Raw genomic sequence first — 18942 nt, 5'->3', positions numbered from 1 at the left:
GGACGCCCGTGACAGACACTACGAATCAACTGCCCGCAACCGTTTCCAAGGAACCACCCGCCCGCCAGAAACTGTGGCCAATAGGGCTCGTCGCCATCATTGCGCTGATTATCGCTGTCGCCCTGGCCCTCTGGAGCTGGCAGCAGTGGAACAATCACCAGGCCGTGATGCAGAAACTTCAGAGCCTGCAACAGGACACCGCCCAGCTTGAAGACCGATATGGCGACCGCGGCAGCCAGCAGAGCCAGCGTCTGCAGTCCCTGGAAGAGAAACTGGCAAGTCAGCGAGAGCTGATTGCCACCCAGCAGCGCCAGATCGACCACAATGCCCGTGAACTGCTGGAAGCCGGAAATCGCACACGGACCGACTGGTTGCTGGCCGAGGCGGAGTACCTGCTGCGCATTGCCAATCAGCGATTGATGATTGAAAAAGACATCCGCGGCGCGATGTCGGCCCTGCAAGCGGCCGACGAAGTGCTGGCCGAATCCGATGACATTGGTGTCTACCCCGTTCGCCAGCAGCTGGCCCGAGAAATCCTCGCACTCAAGGGCCTGACCGGCGTTGACCGTACTGGCCTCTACCTGAAACTGGAAGCGGCCATCGACAGCATTCACCAGCTTACCGACCAGGCCCTGATCAGCGAGAACGCACCCGGCTTCGTCGTCAACACAGCAACGGAAGAAAACTCTGAAACCGGCGGCGAGCCCGGCGCCATCGCACAGGCATGGAACAAGGTGAAATCAACCTTGATGCAGGTAGTGGTGGTGCGTCGCATGGACGAGCCGGTAAAACCCCTGCTATCCCCGGATCAGAGCGCCTATGCCCGACTCAACCTCCAACTGATGCTGGAAGAGGCAGAGATGGCGGTATTGCGGGGCAATCAGCCGCTGTATGAGCGTGCCCTCACCAAGGCCCGGACCACGATTGACACCTGGTACAACCCGAGCAACCCCCGGGTGACTGCACTGAGCGAGACCCTCACTGAGCTGGCTGGAAAGAACGTGGATCCGGAGCTGCCGGATATCAGCCAGTCCCTGGGCCTGCTCAAGGAGCGACTGGCCGGGCGACTCAATGGCAACAATGACGATGGCGAGGAGAACACTGCTGGTAATGGAGGCGACGATACATGATTCGCCTGTTACTGATCATCCTGCTGGCGCTGCTGATCGGCACCGGCCTGTCTCTCGGGCTGCAATATGACCTGGGCTATATCCGGATAAGCCTTGGCCATTATCTGATCGAAACCAATTTCTGGGTGGGCCTGAGCCTGATCGTTGCCCTGATCGTACTGACCGTGCTGACCATCAACCTTATCCGCCGACTCAGAACCAGTACCGGCCTGGTAGCTGGCTGGATTGCCCGAGGCAACGAACGCCGCGCCCGGCGGCGGACCACCCAGGGGCTTCTGGCATTGGCCGAAGGCAACTGGCCCAGAGCCCGAAAACTGCTGACATCCTCCGCCAGCCATGCCGATACGCCCCTGATCAACTATCTGGCCGCGGCCCAGGCATCGTTCGAATCCGGTGATCACGAGGCGGTGGATGAATTATTGCGCAAAGCCTTCGACAGCACCCCCGGCTCCGACATGGCGGTTGGCATTACCCAGGCCCAACTGCAGCTGGCCGGCAACCGGCTGGAGCAGGCCCTGGCCACGCTGGTTCGCCTGCGCAAACAGTCACCCCATCACCCCTTTGTGCTCAAGCTGCTGAAAAACACCTATTTGCGCCTGGAGGACTGGCGCGAACTGTCCCGGCTACTGCCCGAGCTGCGCAAACGCAGCGTGCTGTCGGAAGCCGAACTCAATGACCTTGAACGTCAGGTATGGCACAACCTGCTGGAGCGTGCCGCCGAGGATTGTCGGCGCCAGCAGCAACAGGACCCCGATGCGTCGCTGGAACCGCTAACCCGCCTCTGGGACGAACTACCGGGCTTCCTGCGCCGCGACGAATACACTATTCGGGATTATGCCCGCCTGCTGGCCGGCCTTGGCGACGAGGTTCAGACCGAAACGCTGTTGCGCAAGGTGCTGCGCAACCACTGGAGTGACGAGCTGATCAACCTCTATGGGCGGGTAAAAGGCCAGAAGCCAGATGAACAGTTATTGCTGGCAGAACAGTGGCTGAAAGACCGGCCGAACAACCCCGAGCTTCTGCTGGCGCTGGGCCGACTGAGCCTGCGCAACGAACTCTGGGGCAAGGCCCGGGAATATTTCGAAACCAGCCTGCGGCTGAAGCGCAGCCGGGAGGCTCTGGCTGAGCTGAGCCGCCTGAATGCCCACATGGGCGAGGAAGAGGCCAGCGTCAAACTGCTTATGCAGGGACTGGCCAAGGATAACGGATTGCCGGAACTGCCGATGCCAAGGGCCTGATTCAGGTCCTTGGCGCGTATTCCAGCACGTCAGAGAAGAACGCCTCTTCAGGCAGACCCGCATCCACCAGCGCATCCATCAGGGTGTACACCATGGTGGGCGAACCGCTGGCATGGACTTCGACATTGTTCCAGTCCATTCCGGAAGCCAGAACAGCCCGAACCAGCTGGTCGTGATGGCCTGCCCAATCGTTGTCTTCATCGTCCCCTACCACCGGCAGGAACGTGAAGCGGGGCCACTCCTCCTGCCACTGCTGTGCCAGGGCGCGAAGGTACATATCCTCGTGCCGGCGCACTCCCCAGTAGAGCTTGACCGGCTGATCGTAGGACGTTTCCCACAGGTAATCCACCAGGCTTTTCATCTGGGCAAAACCGGTACCCGCGGCCACCAGCAGCAAAGGTTTCGTTGGCGCCGAAGCCAGGCATGCCTTGCCGTGGGGGAGTTCCACCGTCACTTCACCGCCCGACGTCAGGGCATCAATGACTTTCTGTGCCGACACCCACTCCGGGGTCGCCTGAATGTGCAATTCGATGTTCTGGGCCGATGGGCTGCTGGCGATGGAAAAGTAGCAGGGGTCGGCATCCGGTAGATTGACCGATAGATACTGCCCGGCGTGAAACGACAGTTCCCGACGCCGCGGGAGCTGCAGCTCAACGCGATAGACATCGTGACTAATGGAACGTACGTCCACGACCTTTGCCTGAAACTTGCCAGGCTGATTGTTTCCAGCTGCCATAACGGCGGATATCTCCAGTTCCAGGTCCGTGAGCGCGATGCTTCGGCACATCATCAAGCGCTCGCAGACCTCTATAATCTGTTGGTTTCGGGTATTCAGTACGCTGCCGGCCAGCAATCGGGCCTCGCAGATTTCACATACCCCATTGCGGCAGGCCGCCGGCACTGCAATGCCAGCCTGCGCGGCAGCGCTGAGCAAATCTGCCTCCGGTGCTGCGGTGAAAGCGATACCAGAGGGCAAAATCCGCACTGTCCTGTGTTCACTGCCCATATCAGTCGGGGCGGGATGCCGGACTTTCAATGCCCAGGGTATCCCACAACTCATCGACGCGCTTTTTGACGTCATCCGTCATGGTGATGGGCTCACCCCATTCACGGGTTGTCTCACCGGGCCACTTGTTGGTGGCATCCATCCCCATCTTGGAACCCAGGCCGGAGACCGGCGAGGCAAAATCCAGATAATCGATGGGCGTGTTGTCCACCAGGGTGGTATCACGGGTGGGATCCATCCGGGTGGTAATCGCCCATATCACGTCTTCCCAGTTACGGGCATCCACATCGTCATCTGTGACAATCACAAACTTGGTGTACATGAACTGCCGCAGGAACGACCATACGCCCATCATCACCCGTTTGGCATGGCCGGGGTACTGTTTCTTCATGGTCACCACTGCAAGGCGATAGGAACAGCCTTCCGGTGGCAGGTAAAAATCCACGATTTCCGGGAACTGCTTCTGCAGAATCGGAATAAACACCTCGTTCAGAGCCACCCCGAGAATTGCCGGCTCATCCGGCGGGCGACCGGTATAGGTGCTGTGATAGATCGGATCCCTGCGATGGGTGACCCGTTCTACGGTGAATACCGGGAAGTGGTCCACTTCGTTGTAATAACCGGTGTGATCGCCAAACGGCCCTTCCGGCGCCATGTCGTCCGGATAGATGAAACCTTCCAGCACAATCTCCGCGCTGGCTGGCACCTGCAGATCGCTCAGTCCTGCCTTCACCAGCTCGGTCCGACTGCCTCGCAGCAGCCCGGCAAAGGCGTATTCCGACAACGTATCCGGCACCGGCGTTACGGCCCCAAGGATCGTCGCCGGGTCGGCCCCGAGGGCCACCGCCACCGGATAAGGCCGCCCCGGATTGGCCTTCTGGAATTCCTGGAAATCCAGGGCGCCGCCGCGATGGCTCAGCCAGCGCATGATCAGACGGTTACGGCCGATGACCTGCTGCCGATAGATGCCCAGATTCTGGCGTTCTTTATGGGGCCCACGGGTAATCACCAGTGGCCAGGTCACCAGGGGGCCGGCATCGCCGGGCCAGCAGTGCTGAACCGGAATCTGGTACAGGTCCACCTGGTCTTTTTCGATCACCACGTCCTGACAGGGCGCAGACCGCAGCACCTTCGGACTCATGCGCATCACCTGCCGGAACAGCGGCAGTTTTTCGATGGCATCTCTGAAACCCTTGGGGGGATCCGGCTCCTTGAGAAACGCGAGGAGCTTACCGATGTCCCGCAACGCTGTGACGTTATCTTGCCCCATGCCCAGCGCCACCCGTTTCGGTGTTCCGAACAGGTTGGCCAGCACCGGCATGTCATAGCCCTTGGGATTCTCAAACAACAACGCAGGACCACCTGCCCGTAATGTCCGGTCGCAGATTTCGGTCATTTCCAGATGAGGGTCGACTTCAACGCTGATCCGTTTCAGCTCACCCAGCTTTTCCAGCTGGCCTATGAAGTCTCGCAGGTCGTTGTATTTCATCGGTTACTCCGTTCAGATATGCCAGTACTACGGAGATCGGTGGTCGCTGGACTGCTTTAAGGCGGTCGAAACAAGATGCGCGCACAGGGTTTGAAGGCGGAACCGGGGGTAGCTTCCCCGGACCGTGCATTGCCAGGGATGGCAATGCCGAGCCCCCAGGGATGGGTTCACGGCGTGTCCGGGGAGGCTGCCCCCGGTTCTGCCCTGCCCCCAAACCCAGAGGCGCTGCTGCTAAAGGAGCATCAACGACGCTTCATGGACTGGAAGAACTCGTCGTTGGTCTTGGTGTCCTTGAGCTTGTCCAGCAGGAACTCGATGGCCGCGGTATCGTCGTCCATGGAGTGCAGGAGCTTGCGCAGGATCCAGACCCGCTGGATATCCGCCTCGCTCATCAGCAGATCCTCGCGACGCGTGCCGGAGCTGCGGATGTTGATGGCCGGATAAGTCCGCTTCTCGGCAATCTTGCGATCCAGGTGGATCTCCATGTTGCCGGTACCCTTGAACTCCTCGTAGATCACCTCGTCCATCTTGGAGCCGGTGTTGACCAGCGCCGTGGCGAGAATAGTCAGGCTTCCGCCCTCTTCCACGTTACGGGCGGCACCGAAGAAGCGCTTGGGCTTTTCCAGGGCGTGGGCGTCAACACCACCGGTCAGGACCTTGCCAGATGACGGGATTACCGTGTTGTAGGCACGAGCCAGGCGGGTGATGGAATCCAGCAGGATGACCACGTCTTTCTTGTGCTCGACCAGACGCTTGGCTTTCTCAATCACCATTTCGGCCACCTGAACGTGACGGGCCGGCGGCTCGTCGAAGGTGGAGGCGATGACTTCGCCGCGCACGGTGCGCTGCATCTCGGTCACTTCCTCAGGACGCTCATCGATCAGCAGCACCATCACGTGGCACTCGGGGTTGTTGCGTGTGATGGACTGGGCGATGCTCTGCATCAGCAGCGTCTTACCGGCCTTGGGCGGAGAAACGATCAGGCCGCGCTGGCCTTTACCGATCGGCGCCACCAGATCCAGTACTCGGGAGGAGAGGTCCTCGGTGCTACCGTTACCGGCCTCGAGCTTCAGGCGCTCGTCCGGAAACAGCGGCGTGAGGTTCTCGAAGAGAATCTTGCTGCGGGCGTTGTCCGGCTTGTCGAAATTGATCTCGCTGACCTTCAGCAAGGCAAAATAGCGCTCGCCGTCCTTGGGCGGGCGAATCTTGCCGGCAACCGTATCGCCTGTGCGCAGGTTGAAACGGCGGATCTGGCTCGGAGACACGTAGATGTCGTCAGGTCCTGCCAGGTAGGAGGCATCGGCGGAACGGAGGAAGCCGAAGCCGTCCTGCAGAATTTCCAGTACGCCGTCGCCGTAGATGTCTTCGCCGCTTTTTGCGTGCTTCTTCAGAATGGTGAAGATCACATCCTGTTTGCGCGAACGAGCCAGGTTATCGAGGCCCATCTCTTGCGCAATATCGAGCAATTCGGGCACGGATTTCTGCTTGAGTTCAGTAAGATTCATAGTTTGTTGGATTTTCAGGAATGGAAGTAAACGAATATTGGAATGACAGGGGTGCCCCTGAACGTATTGATCGTAGTAAAACGCTGAACTTGGTGCTGGCCAGTTGGAGCAACCGGTGTAGATGGAGTCCGGAATAAGGTACTTTAGCCAGAGAGTGGGAACAACCGTTCGCCGGGCAAGAGCGATCATCGGCCACCTGACTGGCGAATGTCAAGTGCACCGCACAAATTAACGGCAATTTCACGCCAAACCGGCCACAACAGGCCTTTGGCGCCTCCCCCTGATGGGTTACTCCCTTCCATTGAAAGGCTGTGATGGCGATACTGGCGTATAACCACTTTTCAATGAATCTGGAGCCCTTCCATGAGCAGTGTACCCAGCACCGAGATGAAACCCCTTAACATTGCCCTGCTGACCGTGTCCGATACTCGTGGGCCTGAACAGGACACCTCCGGGCAGTTTTTGGAGGACAGCGTGGTCGAGACCGGCCACAACCTGGTGGCGCGCCGGATCCTGCCTGACGATGTGTATCTGGTGCGGGCATTGATATCGAACTGGATCGCCGATTCCCAGGTGCATGTGGTGATCATTACCGGTGGCACCGGCCTGCTTGAACGGGACAGTACGCCGGAGGCCGTCAGGCCATTGCTGGACAAATCCGTCGAGGGCTTTGGCGAGGAATTCCGTCGTCTCTCTGCCGCCGAGATCGGATCTTCTACCGTGCAATCGCGGGCGATGGCGGGAATGGCTAACCATACGGTTATTTTCTGCCTACCCGGCTCGACCGGTGCCTGCCGCACCGGCTGGGAAGGCATTCTTCTCAGTCAACTGGACAGCCGTCACACACCGTGCAATTTTTCCGGGCTCGTATTGCGCAAACCCGAGAAGCCCATGGAGCGACTCAACGAAGTGATTGGACAGCGCGCCAAGCGCTGAGGCAAGAAGACATACCGACCGGAGCTCAGATTTGATGGCCAACCCAAACCTCACGCCCCTGGAAGATGCCCTGGAACACCTGTTGTCTAAAGCGCCGGCGGTTGCGCAAACTGAAACCGTCGCCCTGGCCGACGCCCTGGGCCGGGTACTTGCAGAAAACCACTATGTTCCAGCGGACGTTCCGCCGGCGGACAACAGTGCCGTGGACGGCTACGCCTTGCGCAAGCAGGACCTGAGTGGCGACCAACCCGTACCCGTGTCGGCACGGATTCCGGCTGGTGCGGCGCCAAACGCCCTTGCACCCGGCACCGCCGCCCGAATTTTCACCGGTTCGGAGATTCCCGAAGGGGCAGACTCGGTGGTGATGCAGGAACGGGTCGAGGTGACCGATGCCGGCATCGTTGTGCGGGCGGAGGTGGAAGAGGGCCAGAATATACGTCGCCGGGGCCAGGATCTGGCACGGGGCGACCTTGCGCTGGCAAAAGGTACAAAGGTGCGCCCCAATGAGATGGGTCTGCTGGCCTCCATGGGCGTTGCCCGGGTCGATGTTCTGGCGCGGCTGAGAGTCGCCATTCTGTCCACCGGCGACGAGCTTGTAGACCCCGGAACTCCCCTCGGGCCGGGACAGATCTACAACAGCAACCGCTTCACCCTGATGGGACTGCTTGCAGAGGCCGGCTGCGAGGTGGTGTTGTGCGAGACCCTGAAAGACAAACGCGAGGCGACCCGGGAAACGCTGCTGCGTGCGGCGGAGTCGGCCGATCTGATCATCACCAGTGGGGGCGTGTCCGTTGGTGAAGAAGACCATGTGCGCGCGGTGCTGGAGGAATCCGGCGGCCTGTCACTCTGGAAGATGGCGATCAAGCCCGGCAAACCCGTGGCTTTTGGTGCGATCGGCGGCACGCCCGTACTGGGGTTGCCCGGCAATCCCGGATCTGTGCTGGTCACTTTCCTGATGGTGGGCATGCCCTACATACGGAAACGCCAGGGCCGCAGCCCCAAACCTCTCTCGGGCGAGCGGATCCCGGCAGACTTTTCCGTCTCGTCGCCATCGGTGCGCCGGGAGTTTGTCCGGGCCCGGAAGGAAATCCGGGGATCGGAGCCTGTGGTCGCCGCCTTCCCCAATCAGAGCTCCGGTATCCTGAGCTCTACCTGCTGGGCAGATGGTCTGGCCGTAGTGCCCGAAAACACCACGGTGAACCCTGGCGACCTGCTAACCTACTATTCGTTTGCGGAACTGTTGAGCTGAGCATGAGTGATAACACGATTACGGTGCGTTTTTTTGCCCGCCTGCGCGAGGAACTGAAAACTGAACAGTTGGCCATCGAAGCCAGGCCGGGCCTGACAGCCGGCGATGTGCTGGCAGAGCTGGCGAATCAGGGCGGGGCCTGGAGCCAGTTACAGGGCGACCAGCCGGTGATGATTGCGATCAACCAGGCCATGGCGAAGCCGGGCTCTGAGGTCAAACCCGGTGATGAACTGGCCTTCTTCCCGCCGGTAACCGGAGGTTGAGATGATTTCGGTCCAGTCTGAGGATTTTGATGTAGCCGCCGAATACGCCGCGCTCCGTGACAGCGGTGCCGGCACCGGTGCCATTGCCACCTTTACCGGCCTGGTTCGCGACAGCGGTGACCTGCAGGGCGTCACGGGGCTCTATCTTGAGCACTACCCCGGCATGACCGAACAGGTCATTCAGGGGCTTATCGATGACGCCTCGAAACGCTGGGACGTGCGCAAGGCCCGCGTGATCCACCGGGTGGGACGACTGGCGTTGTGCGACCAGATTGTCTTTGTCGGCGTGTGCAGCGCTCACCGCGGGGACGCGTTCGCAGCCTGCCAGTTCATCATGGACGCCCTGAAAACATCAGCGCCGTTCTGGAAAAAAGAGATTACTTCAGGCGGAGAACACTGGGTGGAACAGAAAGCCTCGGATTTGGCGCGATCCCGGGACTGGGAGTAAGTGCCATAAAAAAACCGCCCGTGAGCCTTGGCTCAGGGGCGGTTTTCTGGTGACCCGACGGCAATCAGAGATTGCTGTCCAGGAAGGCCGCCAGCTGGGACTTGGAAAGGGCGCCGACTTTGGTGGCGTCCACATTGCCGTTCTTGAACAGCATCAGAGTAGGGATACCGCGGATGTTGAACTTCGGCGGGGTCTGCTCGTTTTCGTCAATGTTGAGCTTGCAGACTTTCAGTTTGCCGTCGTATTCGTCGGCAATCTCTTCAAGCACCGGCGCAATCATCTTGCACGGACCGCACCACTCAGCCCAGTAGTCCACCAGTACGGGAACGTCTGACTGCAGTACATCCTGCTCAAAAGAAGCGTCGGTTACATTTACGATATTTCCGCTCATTACCTTTTCCTGATTCATGCACTACTGCTGCACAACGGTATTTTCTTCCGGGATAACCATACCGGGGCACAGGTGCTGTTGACTGTCGTTGAAGGCCGCCCGGTGTTGCAAGCAGCCTTTCACCCAAATCACGGTAAGACATACTTTACGCGATTGATCAGCCGGATGTGAAGCGGTAAGAAACGATCCGCGCCTGACCCTGGTCAAATACGCGGTTTTCCGGTTACTGACAGCCCTGAGGGATTTCGCTTATAGTACCTCGCACGTTCACCTTAAAAGGATTCCGACCACGTGACGGCCGCATCCACCGCCGAAAACGCTGCCGCCTCACGCGAGGTACTGGCAGCCATCGACATGGGCTCGAACAGCTTCCACATGGTGGTTGCCCGACTAGTGCATGGGGAAATCCGGACCCTCGAAAAGATGGGTGAAAAGGTTCAGCTCGGGGCCGGGCTGGATCAGTACAATAGGCTCACGGAAGAGGCTCAGGAGCGAGCCCTGGCGTGCCTCGGACGCTTCGCACAGCGGCTCAAGGGCATGCCACCGGAGGCAGTACAGATTGTGGGTACCAACGCGCTCCGCGTCGCCCGAAACGCCCATCAGTTCATGACCCGGGCTGAAGAGGTCCTGGGTTATCCGGTGGAGATCATTGCCGGTCGCGAAGAAGCACGCCTGATTTACCTGGGCGTTTCCCACACACTGTCTGACGATATCGGCCGCCGACTGGTGATCGACATTGGCGGTGGCAGCACCGAATTCATCATCGGGCAACGGTTCGAACCCCAGGAGCTTGAAAGCCTGCACATGGGCTGCGTGTCATTCCGCAACCGGTACTTCCCGGACGGAAAGATCACCAAGCGGCAGATGGACAAGGCCGTGACCCATGCCGAACAGGAGCTGCTCAACATCCGACAGCACTACCGTTCGGTGGGCTGGCAGAGCGCGGTGGGCTCGTCCGGTTCGATCAAGGCCATTGCCAGCGTCCTGGCGACCCTGAAAATCACTGACGGCACCATTACGCTCGCGGCCATGCAGGAGCTTCGCAAGCGGCTGGTGGATATGGGTAAGACGGAAAAACTGGGAGACCTGGGTGTACGCTCGGACCGCCAGAGCATTTTCCCGGCGGGATTCGCCATACTGATGGGGGCATTCCAGTCTCTTGGCATCCGGGATATGGCGTTCGCCGACGGCGCACTGCGGGAAGGCCTGCTCTACGACATTGTCGGGCGCATCCAGCATGAGGACGTCCGGGAGCGGACCATATCCGCGCTACAGGAGCGTTACCATGTGGACCAGGAACACGGTGCCGCCGTTGAGGAAACCGCCGTGGCTGCCTGGCAGCAAGTCGCCGATGCCTGGGGGCTGAATACGGCAGCCGATGAAGAAGTGCTGCGCTGGGCCTGTCGGCTGCACGAGATCGGGCTGACCATTTCTCACAGCCAGTATCACAAACACGGCGCCTACCTGTTGCGCTACTCGGACCTGCCCGGTTTTACCCAACAGTTCCAGCGGGATCTGGCCACCCTGGTGCGTGGCCACCGACGCAAGTTCGCTTCGGCTATCTTCGAAGGCCTGGACCCGGAAGACATCGCAAGGCTGCGCTACCTGTGCGTATTGGTCCGTCTGGCCGTTCTGATCCAACACCCGCGCAATATGGAACTACCTCCGGCCTTTACCCTGACTGCCCACAAGGACAAGCTGGTGCTGGAGTTTCCAGAAGGCTGGCTCGACGACAGGCCACTGACCCTGGCCGACCTGGAGAACGAGCGAGACTACCTCGCCAAACAGGATTTTGTCCTGGAGCTGAACGGCGGCTGACGGCATTCAGCCAGCCAGCTCCGCCTCCAGGGATTCCACCTCTTCACTGACTTCAAGCCACTGGGCCTCCACCTCTTCCAGGCGCGCGGTTGCAGCGGCCTGCTCGCCCAGCAGTTCTTTCAGGCGCGCCTTTCCGCCGTCGTCATACAGACCCGGATCAGACAGTTGCTCCTCCAGAGCCGACAGCGTTTGCTGAAGCTGCTCCATTTCCTTTTCCAGGGCACCCTGCTTCTTGCGATAGGGACTCAGTTTCTGGCGCAGGGCCGCCTCTGCCCGCTTGCGGGCCTTTCGATCCTCGGCGCTCTCTCCTACTGCCCCCACTGCCTCGGAGGACTCTTCGGCAGTCTGCTGCCCGGCAGGTATTCGTTTCGGTGCTTCGGTGTCGTCTTTCCGGCGGTCCGCCAGCCAGCGCTCATAGTCCTCCAGATCGCCCTGGTATTCGGTCACCCGGCCATCATTGACCAGCCAGAACTCGTCCACCGTGTTTCTCAGCAGATGGCGATCGTGTGAAACCACCACAATGGCGCCTTCAAAGTTCTGCAGCGCCATGGTCAGGGCCTGGCGCATTTCCAGATCCAGGTGGTTGGTCGGTTCGTCGAGCAGGAGGAGGTTCGGTTTCTGCCAGGCAATCACGGCAAGCGCCACCCTGGCCTTTTCACCGCCGGAGAACGAGCGGATGGCACTCAGGGCCTCATCGCCATGGAAATCGAAACCGCCGAGAAAGTTCCGGATACTCTGCTCTGACGCCTTTGGCGACAGCCGCTGCAGGTGCAGGAACGGGCTGGCATCAAGATCCAGCGACTCCAGCTGATGCTGGGCAAAGTAACCAATGGCCAGATGTTCGCCACAGGTCCGATCCCCGGATAACAAGGTGCCCTCGCCCCGAAGCGCATCCATCAACGTGGATTTACCGGCGCCATTGGGACCTAGCAGGCCAATCCGGCTGCCGGGCAACAAGGTCAGATTGATACCATTGAGGACCGGGGTATTGCCGTGGCCGGCCTTGCCATTGCGTATCGACAACAGCGGATTGGAGACCTTTTCCGCCACTGGAAACTCGAAGCTGAAGGGCGAATCAATATGGGCCGGGGCAATGCGCTCCATCCGCTCCAGCGCCTTGACCCGGCTCTGGGCCTGGCGGGCCTTGGTGGCCTTGGCCTTGAACCGGTCTATGAAACGCTGGATTTCGGCAATCCGGGCCTGTTGGCGTTCGAAACCGGCCTGCTGCTGGGCAAGACGTTCACTGCGCTGGCCTTCAAAGGCTGAGTAATTACCCGTATACAACTCCAGCTTGCGCCGATCGAAATGCACCACATGGGTGGCAACCCGATCCATGAAATCACGGTCGTGAGAGATGAACAGCAAGGTGCCGGGGTAGCGACGCAGCCAGTTCTCAAGCCACAGGCAGGCATCAAGATCCAGGTGGTTGGTAGGCTCATCCAGAAGCAACAGATCGGACGGCCGCATCAGGGCCTGCGCCAGATTCAACCGGATCCGCCAGCCACCGGAAAATGCCGACACCGGTCGGTCGGCGTCCTCGTCAGAGAAGCCCAACCCACGCAGCAACGCCTCCGCCCGGCGTGCTGCAGACCAGGCCTCGTGCACATCGAGCTCTCCGTGTATGCGGGCAATGGCATGGTCATCCCCGGCCGTTTCCGCCCTGGCAAGCTCGGCTTCCAGGCGGCGCAGATCCAGATCGCCATCCAGGACAAAATCCCGGGCACTCCGGTCGGTTGTCTCGACTTCCTGTGCCATGTGGGCAATGCGGCAACCACCGGGCAGTGAGACTGCTCCCTGCTCCGGGGCCAACTGGCCCAGCAAGAGCTGAAAAAGACTGGATTTGCCGGCACCATTGGCACCGACGATCGCGACACGCTGTCCGGGCTGCACGGTGAGGTCGACGGATTCTAGCAACCAGACGCCACCCCGTTGTAAACTGAGATCGGTTATCGTTAACATGTTTTCATTTTATCAACGTATAGTGTTCAGGGAAGGCACAGCGCCTATGTCGGTCGGCTCGGCTACCATCCCGGATTTTTCGACATCGCCGCTTGAGTTGCCGGAAGACCTGGAACCGGAGAACCCGCTCTGGCGTTTTGCATTGGCGTTCTGGAAATACCCGGACGTTCAGACCAGCTGCCTGGCGCTTCAGGATCAGGGCTGGAGCGTAACGCGCATTCTCAGTGCGGCCTGGCTGGCTCTCTCTGAAAGGGCCTTCACCGGGGTCGAGGACGCTACGGTAACAGAGTGGCGCGACCGTGTAACCGGTGCGCTGCGCAGGGCGAGGAAGTCACTGCCCCGAGACGCCGACAATTGTCAGAAGCTCCGAACCGGCATCGCCAGCCTGGAGCTTGAAGCCGAACAGATCGAACTGGCCTTGAGCTGGCGAACGCTAATGACCAACAACCCGGAACACAATGACATGCAGGGACGCGACACGCTGATCATATCCAATCTCGTTGCGGCGGCACCGACATCACCGGTTGATGACAGTGCCAGGCTCCTGCTGAATACACTGGCCGACACCCTGGCCCACTTCCCCAAGGGAGACCACCAGCCATGATCATGAAATGGCTAATACGGCTCTCGTTTCCGGCTCTCGGATTACTGTTATTGCTGATTTTCTTCGGCCTGAACGATCCGGAGCAGGTCTCCGAACCAGTGGCCGAAGAGGAACAACCGGAAATTCCTGCTTTCGAGGGTCTGGTACCCTCACCGATTCCCACCGAGGGCCCCGAGATCGTGTTCAAATGGCAGGACACCGATGGCAACTGGCACTATGCTGACCAGCCGCCGGAGCAGGGCCGCTGGAACACCCTCGCCATTGAGCGGCGCGACAAGGCTTTCCCGCGCCTCCAATCCCCGGAGCCGGAAACAGACTGGCGATCCCCCTATAGCGCCCCTTTCTCTCTGGGACCATCCGCCGCCGGAACCAACGGCAGCTGAGCTGACGCGTACGGTTTCTTAACACATGTTCAGTGGCATCTGGCGCCGGAACCCGTTACCTTCTGCGTTCTGATAAACACATCGCGGGGCCACACCCCGAGCACCGACGTTAAAGGATAATGCAATGAAGAAAACACTCCTTGCACTGGCAGTGACCGGCCTTGTTGCCGGCTGTTCCACACCGCCCGAAGCCCCGGAACAACCGAAACTGGATTCAACGGACCAGAAGGTTAGCTATGGCATGGGCCTGGTTCTGGGTGAGCGCATGGGCAACGACCTGCCGAACCTGCAGATGGACCAGTTCCTTCAGGGCATCCAGCATGGCCACGCCGGCGACGAGGAAGCCAAGCGTATGAGCCGCGAGGAAATCCAGCAGGCTCTGATGACCTATCAGCAGCAGCTGCAGGAAGAACAGGGCAAGCAGATGGAAGAACTGGCCCAGAAGAATCTTGAAGCGGGTGAGGCCTTCCTGGCAGAAAATGCCGAGCGTGATGGCGTAGAAACCACCGAGTCCGGCCTCCAGTACGAGATCCTTGAACAGGGTGACGGCGAAAAGCCCGCAGCGACCGATACGGTTCAGGTGCACTACACCGGCGAACTGTTGTCTGGCGAAGTGTTTGACAGCTCCCGCGAGCGTGGTGAGCCAGTTACCTTCGCCCTGAACCAGGTCATTCCCGGCTGGACCGAGGGTCTTCAGCTGATGAACGAGGGTGCCCGCTACAAGCTCTACATTCCATCAGATCTGGCTTACGGTCCGGGCGGCAACCGGGCGATCGGTCCCAACGAAACCCTGGTGTTCGATGTCGAGCTGCTGGAGATCAACCCGGGCTCAGGAGACTAAGTTCCGGACAGGCAACGGTCAGTTCTGGCCCTGCCACAAAAAAAGCCCCAGACCGGCATGACCGGCTGGGGCTTTTTTAGATTCCGAGATTTCTCAGGCAGAGGCTACTTTGCCGGCATGGGCATTGTGAAGGTGCTCGATCAGGAAATCCTCCATCTCGAACCGGGTCTCCAGGGTTTCACCCAGCTTCGACAGCTCGCCAAACAACTCTTTGACATCTTCTTCCGACAAGTCCCGGCCATCCAGACGGTCGTTGAAGTTAAGGGCCACCTCGGTGGTCTGCTCAATCCGGGGGTAAACTTTGGCAGCCAGTTCGAGGCCACCATCGTTGAATTCCCTGGCTTCACGGACCAGCTGCTCATAAATTTCGAAGTGGCCGGTGGAGACATAATCCACCAACACTTCACACAGGCGCACAAACTTCTCTTTCAACGCTTCTGTCTGAGAGAAGTCATTTTCCCCGGACAGGTCGCAGTAATGCACCAACAGCTCCTGACGCTCCTTGAGCCAGCGATCAATCAGTTCGCTGACGCCACCCCAGCGCTCCCTGGCATTTCGGCAATTTTCCAACATGACGCCTGTTCTCCGCTTGTCTTCGGTACTTCTGTGTCGGTTTTGATTTTTATTAGGTTTGGATCAAGTTACCCCATGGCTGCGGTCGCCCGCAACCGTTTCAGCCCCGAATCCATTCCCGGGCTTTTTGCCGGCGAAACATCAACACCAGACCAGTGATGACCAGCAGTGAGAAAAACACAGCCGTCCAGCCGGGGATACTCAACCCCAGGAAGCGCCATACCACCTCGGCACAGTCCCCGGTACCCCGGAGAGCGGTAGACAGGACTTCAAACCAGGGCAGGACATCAAGCATGTAGTCAACGGAAGGGCCACAGGCAGGTACCTGGTCCGTCGGGAGACTCTGCAGCCACAGTTGCCGCCCAGCGATACCCAGCCCGGCTCCGGAAGTCAGCACCAGAAGAAAGCCGTAAATGCGAACACCGAACCCGGTGGGCCCCTGGAGGAAGGCCAGGAAACTCACCAGGCCGGTACCCATGAAGCCAAAGCGCTGCAGCCAGCAAAGCGGGCAGGGCTCCAGGCCCATCACATGCTCCATATAGAACGCCACACCCAGAAGCGCGGCACAAACAAGGAAAACAAGCCCGAACACCCATCTGCTGGTCAAAAGAACACCTCGAATCGTGAATTGAAACTGCAAGCGGCCACGGGGCCTGCTATTCTCGTCACTTAACCCTAAACCACGATCAACTTCAAGCCTATGACACGCCAGCCAAAATCCGTTCTGACACTTCTGTTTCTGTTGTTTGCCATGATGCCCTTACCCGCCGTTTCCCAGGATGAGGAGGATACCGAGGAGGAAGTGGCTGAAGAGGAAAGCGGCGTTACCGATTACATCAGCATGGATCCACCGTTCGTGACCCACGTTGGCACTTCCGGTAGCAAGCCAACCTACCTGAAAGCTGCGGTGACACTAAGGGCCCGGAGTACCAGCACACGGCCCGCCCTGGAAGCGCATATGCCACGATTGAGACACGAACTGGTCATGCTGTTTGGTGAACAAACCAATACGGATCGTCTTACATCTATGGAAGGGCAGGTAGCGTTGCGCGAAGAAGCCAAACAGAGGATCAATGCGGTATTGGAGGAACAACAAACCGGCGAGAGCATAGCCGGTGTGCTGTTTACAGAATTCGTGGTGCAGAAGTAAGGCCGGGCCCGGCCAGTGAATCAGGCGATCCGTGAAAACAGATCGTCTGCCTGGTCCCGGTCATCCCGGGCCACCTGATCGGCGTCGTCCCAGCCGGCTTCCCAGGCGGCGATGACAACTTCACCCCGATAGGGGCAGCGGGCTTTATCCATGCCCATGGTCGCAGCCATGTAGCCCTGACGGTAAGCCTTGTTGAGCGCTTCCACATCCCAGCCGAGTTTGATATCCCTTGCCATAGCTGCTTCCCCCGATCCTGATGTTACAAAAATTAACAGCCGGATCGGGAGGAGACAAATCTTTGTTCGGTTTCTGTGCGTCAGGTCCGCAGACTTGTGAGACGGCGCACCAGCTCACTGCTCAGGAACGCAGGTATTGTTCCAGAAACTCGCTGAACGGCAGGGTATCGGCACGCTCCATCTGCGCCTGCTCGGCCAGGGACTCCGCCGTCATGGCCTCAAAGGCCTGGCGCACACTGGCATCCAGGCCTTCCTGCCTGAGGGTTTGCTGATGCTGCTGGGCCATTTCCATGCCCCACTCCCGGTGGCCCAGGCCTGACGAGCGCATGGCGTCCAGAACCCGGGCAGAAGGTACCGTCCATTCACCGCTCAAGGTCTCGCGCTGGGCAGCCAGTGCGCGACGGTAGGTGTCATCCCCCCGCCAGCTATCCAGCAACTCGGCCAGTGGTTCCAGTTGTGCCAGAATGTCGGTAGCAGCGTCTGCCACCGGGGTACGTGATCCACCACGGCAAAGCTTCAATTCCCGGTAACGGCCGCTGGCCACCACATCCTTGTAATTGTCATCAAGACGCTCGCACTCTTCATCGCCGATACGGGGCGAGTCTGACAGCAGGCAATCAAGGAGGAACAGATCGAGGAAATCGATCTGGGCCTCGTTCACGCCCACCGGTGAGAAAGGATCGAGGTCCAGACACCGTACCTCGATGTATTCCACACCCCGGGCTTCCAGGGCCTGGATGGGTTTTTCTTCCCGCTGCGTGGTGCGTTTGGGGCGCACGGCGCTGTAATACTCGTTTTCGATCTGCAGGACACTGGTGTTGATCTGGATGAACTGGTCGCCCCGGCGGGTGCCGATGGCTTCATAGGCCGGCCAGGTGGTGTGGATAGCACGGTCCAGAGTCTGGGTGTAGGTGCTGAGCTCATTGAAACAGATATTCAGTGAGGCCTGGGCATTGTTGTGGTAGCCCAGATCGCCCATCCGCAGGGAGGTAGCGTGCTCACCGTACCAGGTGCGCTGGTCAAATCGCGAGAGATCATGGTTTACGCCGGCAACAAAGCTGGCATCCAGGGCTGGCGAGGCACCGAACAGCAACATCAGCAGCCAGCTACGGCGGCGGAAGTTGCGGATGAGCCAGAAATACTGATCTGACTTGAAGTCTTTCAGGCTTTGCTCGTTGCCCAGCAATTCCTGCCACTTTTGCCAGAAACTATCGGGTAGCGACAGGTTGTAGTGGGCGCCGGCAATGCTCTGCATCATCCGCCCATACCTTACCGCCAGCCCCTGCCGGTATACGTGCTTGAGCTGGCCAATGTTGGAACTGCCGTATTCGGCGATGGGGATACTCGGATCGCCATCCAGTTCACAGGGCATGCTCGCTGCCCAGAAGACCTCATCACCGAGGTTCTGCTGCACGAAGGTGTGGATGTCACGCAGCGACTTCAGCATCCCCCCGGTGCTGTTGAACACAGGCGTGATCAGCTCCAGCAAGGCCTCTGAATAATCGGTGGTAATTCTCGGGTGGGTCAGTGCCGAACCCAGGGCTTCGGGATGCGGGGTCTGGGCGATGAAGCCATTGCGATCCACCCGCAGCCCTTCTTTTTCGACACCCTTGAGAAAACCATCCCAGTCGCTGGCAGCGAACTGACGAAATACGGAATGGCGGGATTCAGCCATGGTCGACTCCTGCTGCGGCCGGCTTGCTCTTCTGAACAACCGGCCGAT

At 59.5% G+C, this 18942-nt stretch carries 20 protein-coding genes; 11 read left to right on the top strand and 9 right to left on the bottom strand.

Going from position 1 to position 18942, the window contains the following annotated elements; genetic code table 11:
- Positions 1-8 precede the first annotated feature (8 nt).
- Together GJU83_RS17740 and GJU83_RS17735 are read left to right on the top strand one after the other, a co-directional pair.
- Positions 9-1130: a uroporphyrinogen-III C-methyltransferase gene (locus GJU83_RS17740; RefSeq protein WP_153634852.1), complete on the top strand. Its 1122-nt coding sequence runs from the start codon at positions 9-11 to the stop codon at positions 1128-1130.
- On the top strand, positions 1127-2368 hold the full coding sequence (locus GJU83_RS17735) for a heme biosynthesis HemY N-terminal domain-containing protein (RefSeq protein WP_153634851.1): 1242 nt from the start codon (positions 1127-1129) through the stop codon (positions 2366-2368). The genes GJU83_RS17740 and GJU83_RS17735 overlap by 4 nt, the downstream gene beginning before the upstream one ends.
- Position 2369: 1 nt before the next feature.
- Here GJU83_RS17735 and GJU83_RS17730 read toward each other — a convergent pair whose 3' ends face one another.
- The 3 genes from GJU83_RS17730 to rho all read right to left on the bottom strand — a co-directional run bounded on the left by GJU83_RS17730 (position 2370) and on the right by rho (position 6368).
- Positions 2370-3374 carry a 2Fe-2S iron-sulfur cluster-binding protein gene (locus GJU83_RS17730; protein WP_153634850.1) on the bottom strand — a complete coding sequence of 335 codons (1005 nt, stop codon included), beginning with the start codon at positions 3372-3374 and terminating at the stop codon, positions 2370-2372.
- Position 3375: 1 nt separating this feature from the next.
- The gene (ubiD, locus tag GJU83_RS17725) at positions 3376-4863 is read right to left on the bottom strand and encodes a 4-hydroxy-3-polyprenylbenzoate decarboxylase (protein ID WP_153634849.1); all 1488 of its coding nucleotides are present in this window, start codon (positions 4861-4863) and stop codon (positions 3376-3378) included.
- A 242-nt stretch (positions 4864-5105) separates the two neighbouring features.
- A complete protein-coding gene (rho, locus tag GJU83_RS17720; RefSeq protein WP_069184724.1) occupies positions 5106-6368 on the bottom strand; it encodes a transcription termination factor Rho in 1263 nt (420 codons plus the stop codon).
- Positions 6369-6731: 363 nt separating this feature from the next.
- Between rho and moaB the strand changes: the two genes are divergently transcribed.
- The 4 genes from moaB to GJU83_RS17700 are packed head-to-tail and all read left to right on the top strand — an operon-like array spanning position 6732 to position 9264.
- Positions 6732-7304 carry a molybdenum cofactor biosynthesis protein B gene (moaB, locus tag GJU83_RS17715; RefSeq protein ID WP_153634848.1) on the top strand — a complete coding sequence of 191 codons (573 nt, stop codon included), beginning with the start codon at positions 6732-6734 and terminating at the stop codon, positions 7302-7304.
- 34 nt (positions 7305-7338) lie between these two features.
- Positions 7339-8553: a molybdopterin molybdotransferase MoeA gene (locus GJU83_RS17710; protein ID WP_153634847.1), complete on the top strand. Its 1215-nt coding sequence runs from the start codon at positions 7339-7341 to the stop codon at positions 8551-8553.
- Between the two features lie 2 nt (positions 8554-8555).
- On the top strand, positions 8556-8816 hold the full coding sequence (locus GJU83_RS17705) for a MoaD/ThiS family protein (protein WP_153634846.1): 261 nt from the start codon (positions 8556-8558) through the stop codon (positions 8814-8816).
- Position 8817: 1 nt separating this feature from the next.
- Complete coding sequence (locus tag GJU83_RS17700) at positions 8818-9264, top strand: molybdenum cofactor biosynthesis protein MoaE (protein ID WP_153634845.1); 447 nt, start codon at positions 8818-8820, stop codon at positions 9262-9264.
- Between the two features lie 64 nt (positions 9265-9328).
- On the opposite strand, the gene trxA is transcribed toward GJU83_RS17700, so the two are convergent.
- Positions 9329-9655 (bottom strand): thioredoxin TrxA, encoded by a 327-nt coding sequence (gene trxA / locus GJU83_RS17695; protein ID WP_008169901.1) that lies wholly within the window; start codon positions 9653-9655, stop codon positions 9329-9331.
- 291 nt (positions 9656-9946) lie between these two features.
- On the opposite strand from trxA, the gene ppx reads away from it, so the two are divergent.
- Positions 9947-11473 carry an exopolyphosphatase gene (ppx, locus tag GJU83_RS17690; RefSeq protein ID WP_153634844.1) on the top strand — a complete coding sequence of 509 codons (1527 nt, stop codon included), beginning with the start codon at positions 9947-9949 and terminating at the stop codon, positions 11471-11473.
- A 6-nt stretch (positions 11474-11479) separates the two neighbouring features.
- On the opposite strand, the gene GJU83_RS17685 is transcribed toward ppx, so the two are convergent.
- Entirely contained in the window at positions 11480-13432 is a 1953-nt protein-coding gene (locus GJU83_RS17685) for an ATP-binding cassette domain-containing protein (RefSeq protein ID WP_153634843.1), read from the bottom strand.
- A gap of 46 nt (positions 13433-13478) precedes the next feature.
- Between GJU83_RS17685 and GJU83_RS17680 the strand changes: the two genes are divergently transcribed.
- The 3 genes from GJU83_RS17680 (at position 13479) to GJU83_RS17670 (ending at position 15260) form a co-directional block, all read left to right on the top strand.
- Positions 13479-14036 carry a TIGR02444 family protein gene (locus GJU83_RS17680; RefSeq protein ID WP_153634842.1) on the top strand — a complete coding sequence of 186 codons (558 nt, stop codon included), beginning with the start codon at positions 13479-13481 and terminating at the stop codon, positions 14034-14036.
- Complete coding sequence (locus GJU83_RS17675) at positions 14033-14419, top strand: DUF4124 domain-containing protein (protein WP_069184716.1); 387 nt, start codon at positions 14033-14035, stop codon at positions 14417-14419. Before GJU83_RS17680 ends, GJU83_RS17675 begins: the two co-directional genes overlap by 4 nt.
- Positions 14420-14543: 124 nt before the next feature.
- The gene (locus tag GJU83_RS17670; protein WP_153634841.1) at positions 14544-15260 is read left to right on the top strand and encodes an FKBP-type peptidyl-prolyl cis-trans isomerase; all 717 of its coding nucleotides are present in this window, start codon (positions 14544-14546) and stop codon (positions 15258-15260) included.
- A gap of 93 nt (positions 15261-15353) precedes the next feature.
- On the opposite strand, the gene GJU83_RS17665 is transcribed toward GJU83_RS17670, so the two are convergent.
- Positions 15354-15833: an Rsd/AlgQ family anti-sigma factor gene (locus GJU83_RS17665; protein WP_069184714.1), complete on the bottom strand. Its 480-nt coding sequence runs from the start codon at positions 15831-15833 to the stop codon at positions 15354-15356.
- A gap of 100 nt (positions 15834-15933) precedes the next feature.
- Positions 15934-16440 carry a disulfide bond formation protein B gene (locus tag GJU83_RS17660; protein WP_174805061.1) on the bottom strand — a complete coding sequence of 169 codons (507 nt, stop codon included), beginning with the start codon at positions 16438-16440 and terminating at the stop codon, positions 15934-15936.
- A 93-nt stretch (positions 16441-16533) separates the two neighbouring features.
- Here GJU83_RS17660 and GJU83_RS17655 point away from each other — a divergent pair, with 93 nt between their 5' ends.
- On the top strand, positions 16534-16983 hold the full coding sequence (locus GJU83_RS17655; RefSeq protein WP_153634839.1) for a flagellar basal body-associated FliL family protein: 450 nt from the start codon (positions 16534-16536) through the stop codon (positions 16981-16983).
- A gap of 20 nt (positions 16984-17003) precedes the next feature.
- On the opposite strand, the gene rmf is transcribed toward GJU83_RS17655, so the two are convergent.
- Both rmf and gshA read right to left on the bottom strand, forming a co-directional pair.
- Positions 17004-17219 carry a ribosome modulation factor gene (gene rmf / locus GJU83_RS17650; protein ID WP_069184711.1) on the bottom strand — a complete coding sequence of 72 codons (216 nt, stop codon included), beginning with the start codon at positions 17217-17219 and terminating at the stop codon, positions 17004-17006.
- A gap of 121 nt (positions 17220-17340) precedes the next feature.
- Positions 17341-18894, bottom strand: a complete 1554-nt coding sequence (gene gshA / locus GJU83_RS17645) for a glutamate--cysteine ligase (RefSeq protein ID WP_153634838.1) — start codon at positions 18892-18894, stop codon at positions 17341-17343.
- Between the last annotated feature and the right edge of the window lie 48 nt (positions 18895-18942).

Source organism: Marinobacter salsuginis, from assembly GCF_009617755.1.
In the GTDB taxonomy this organism is placed as follows: Bacteria; Pseudomonadota; Gammaproteobacteria; order Pseudomonadales; family Oleiphilaceae; genus Marinobacter; species Marinobacter salsuginis.
This window is presented reverse-complemented; position numbering and strand designations above follow the sequence as displayed.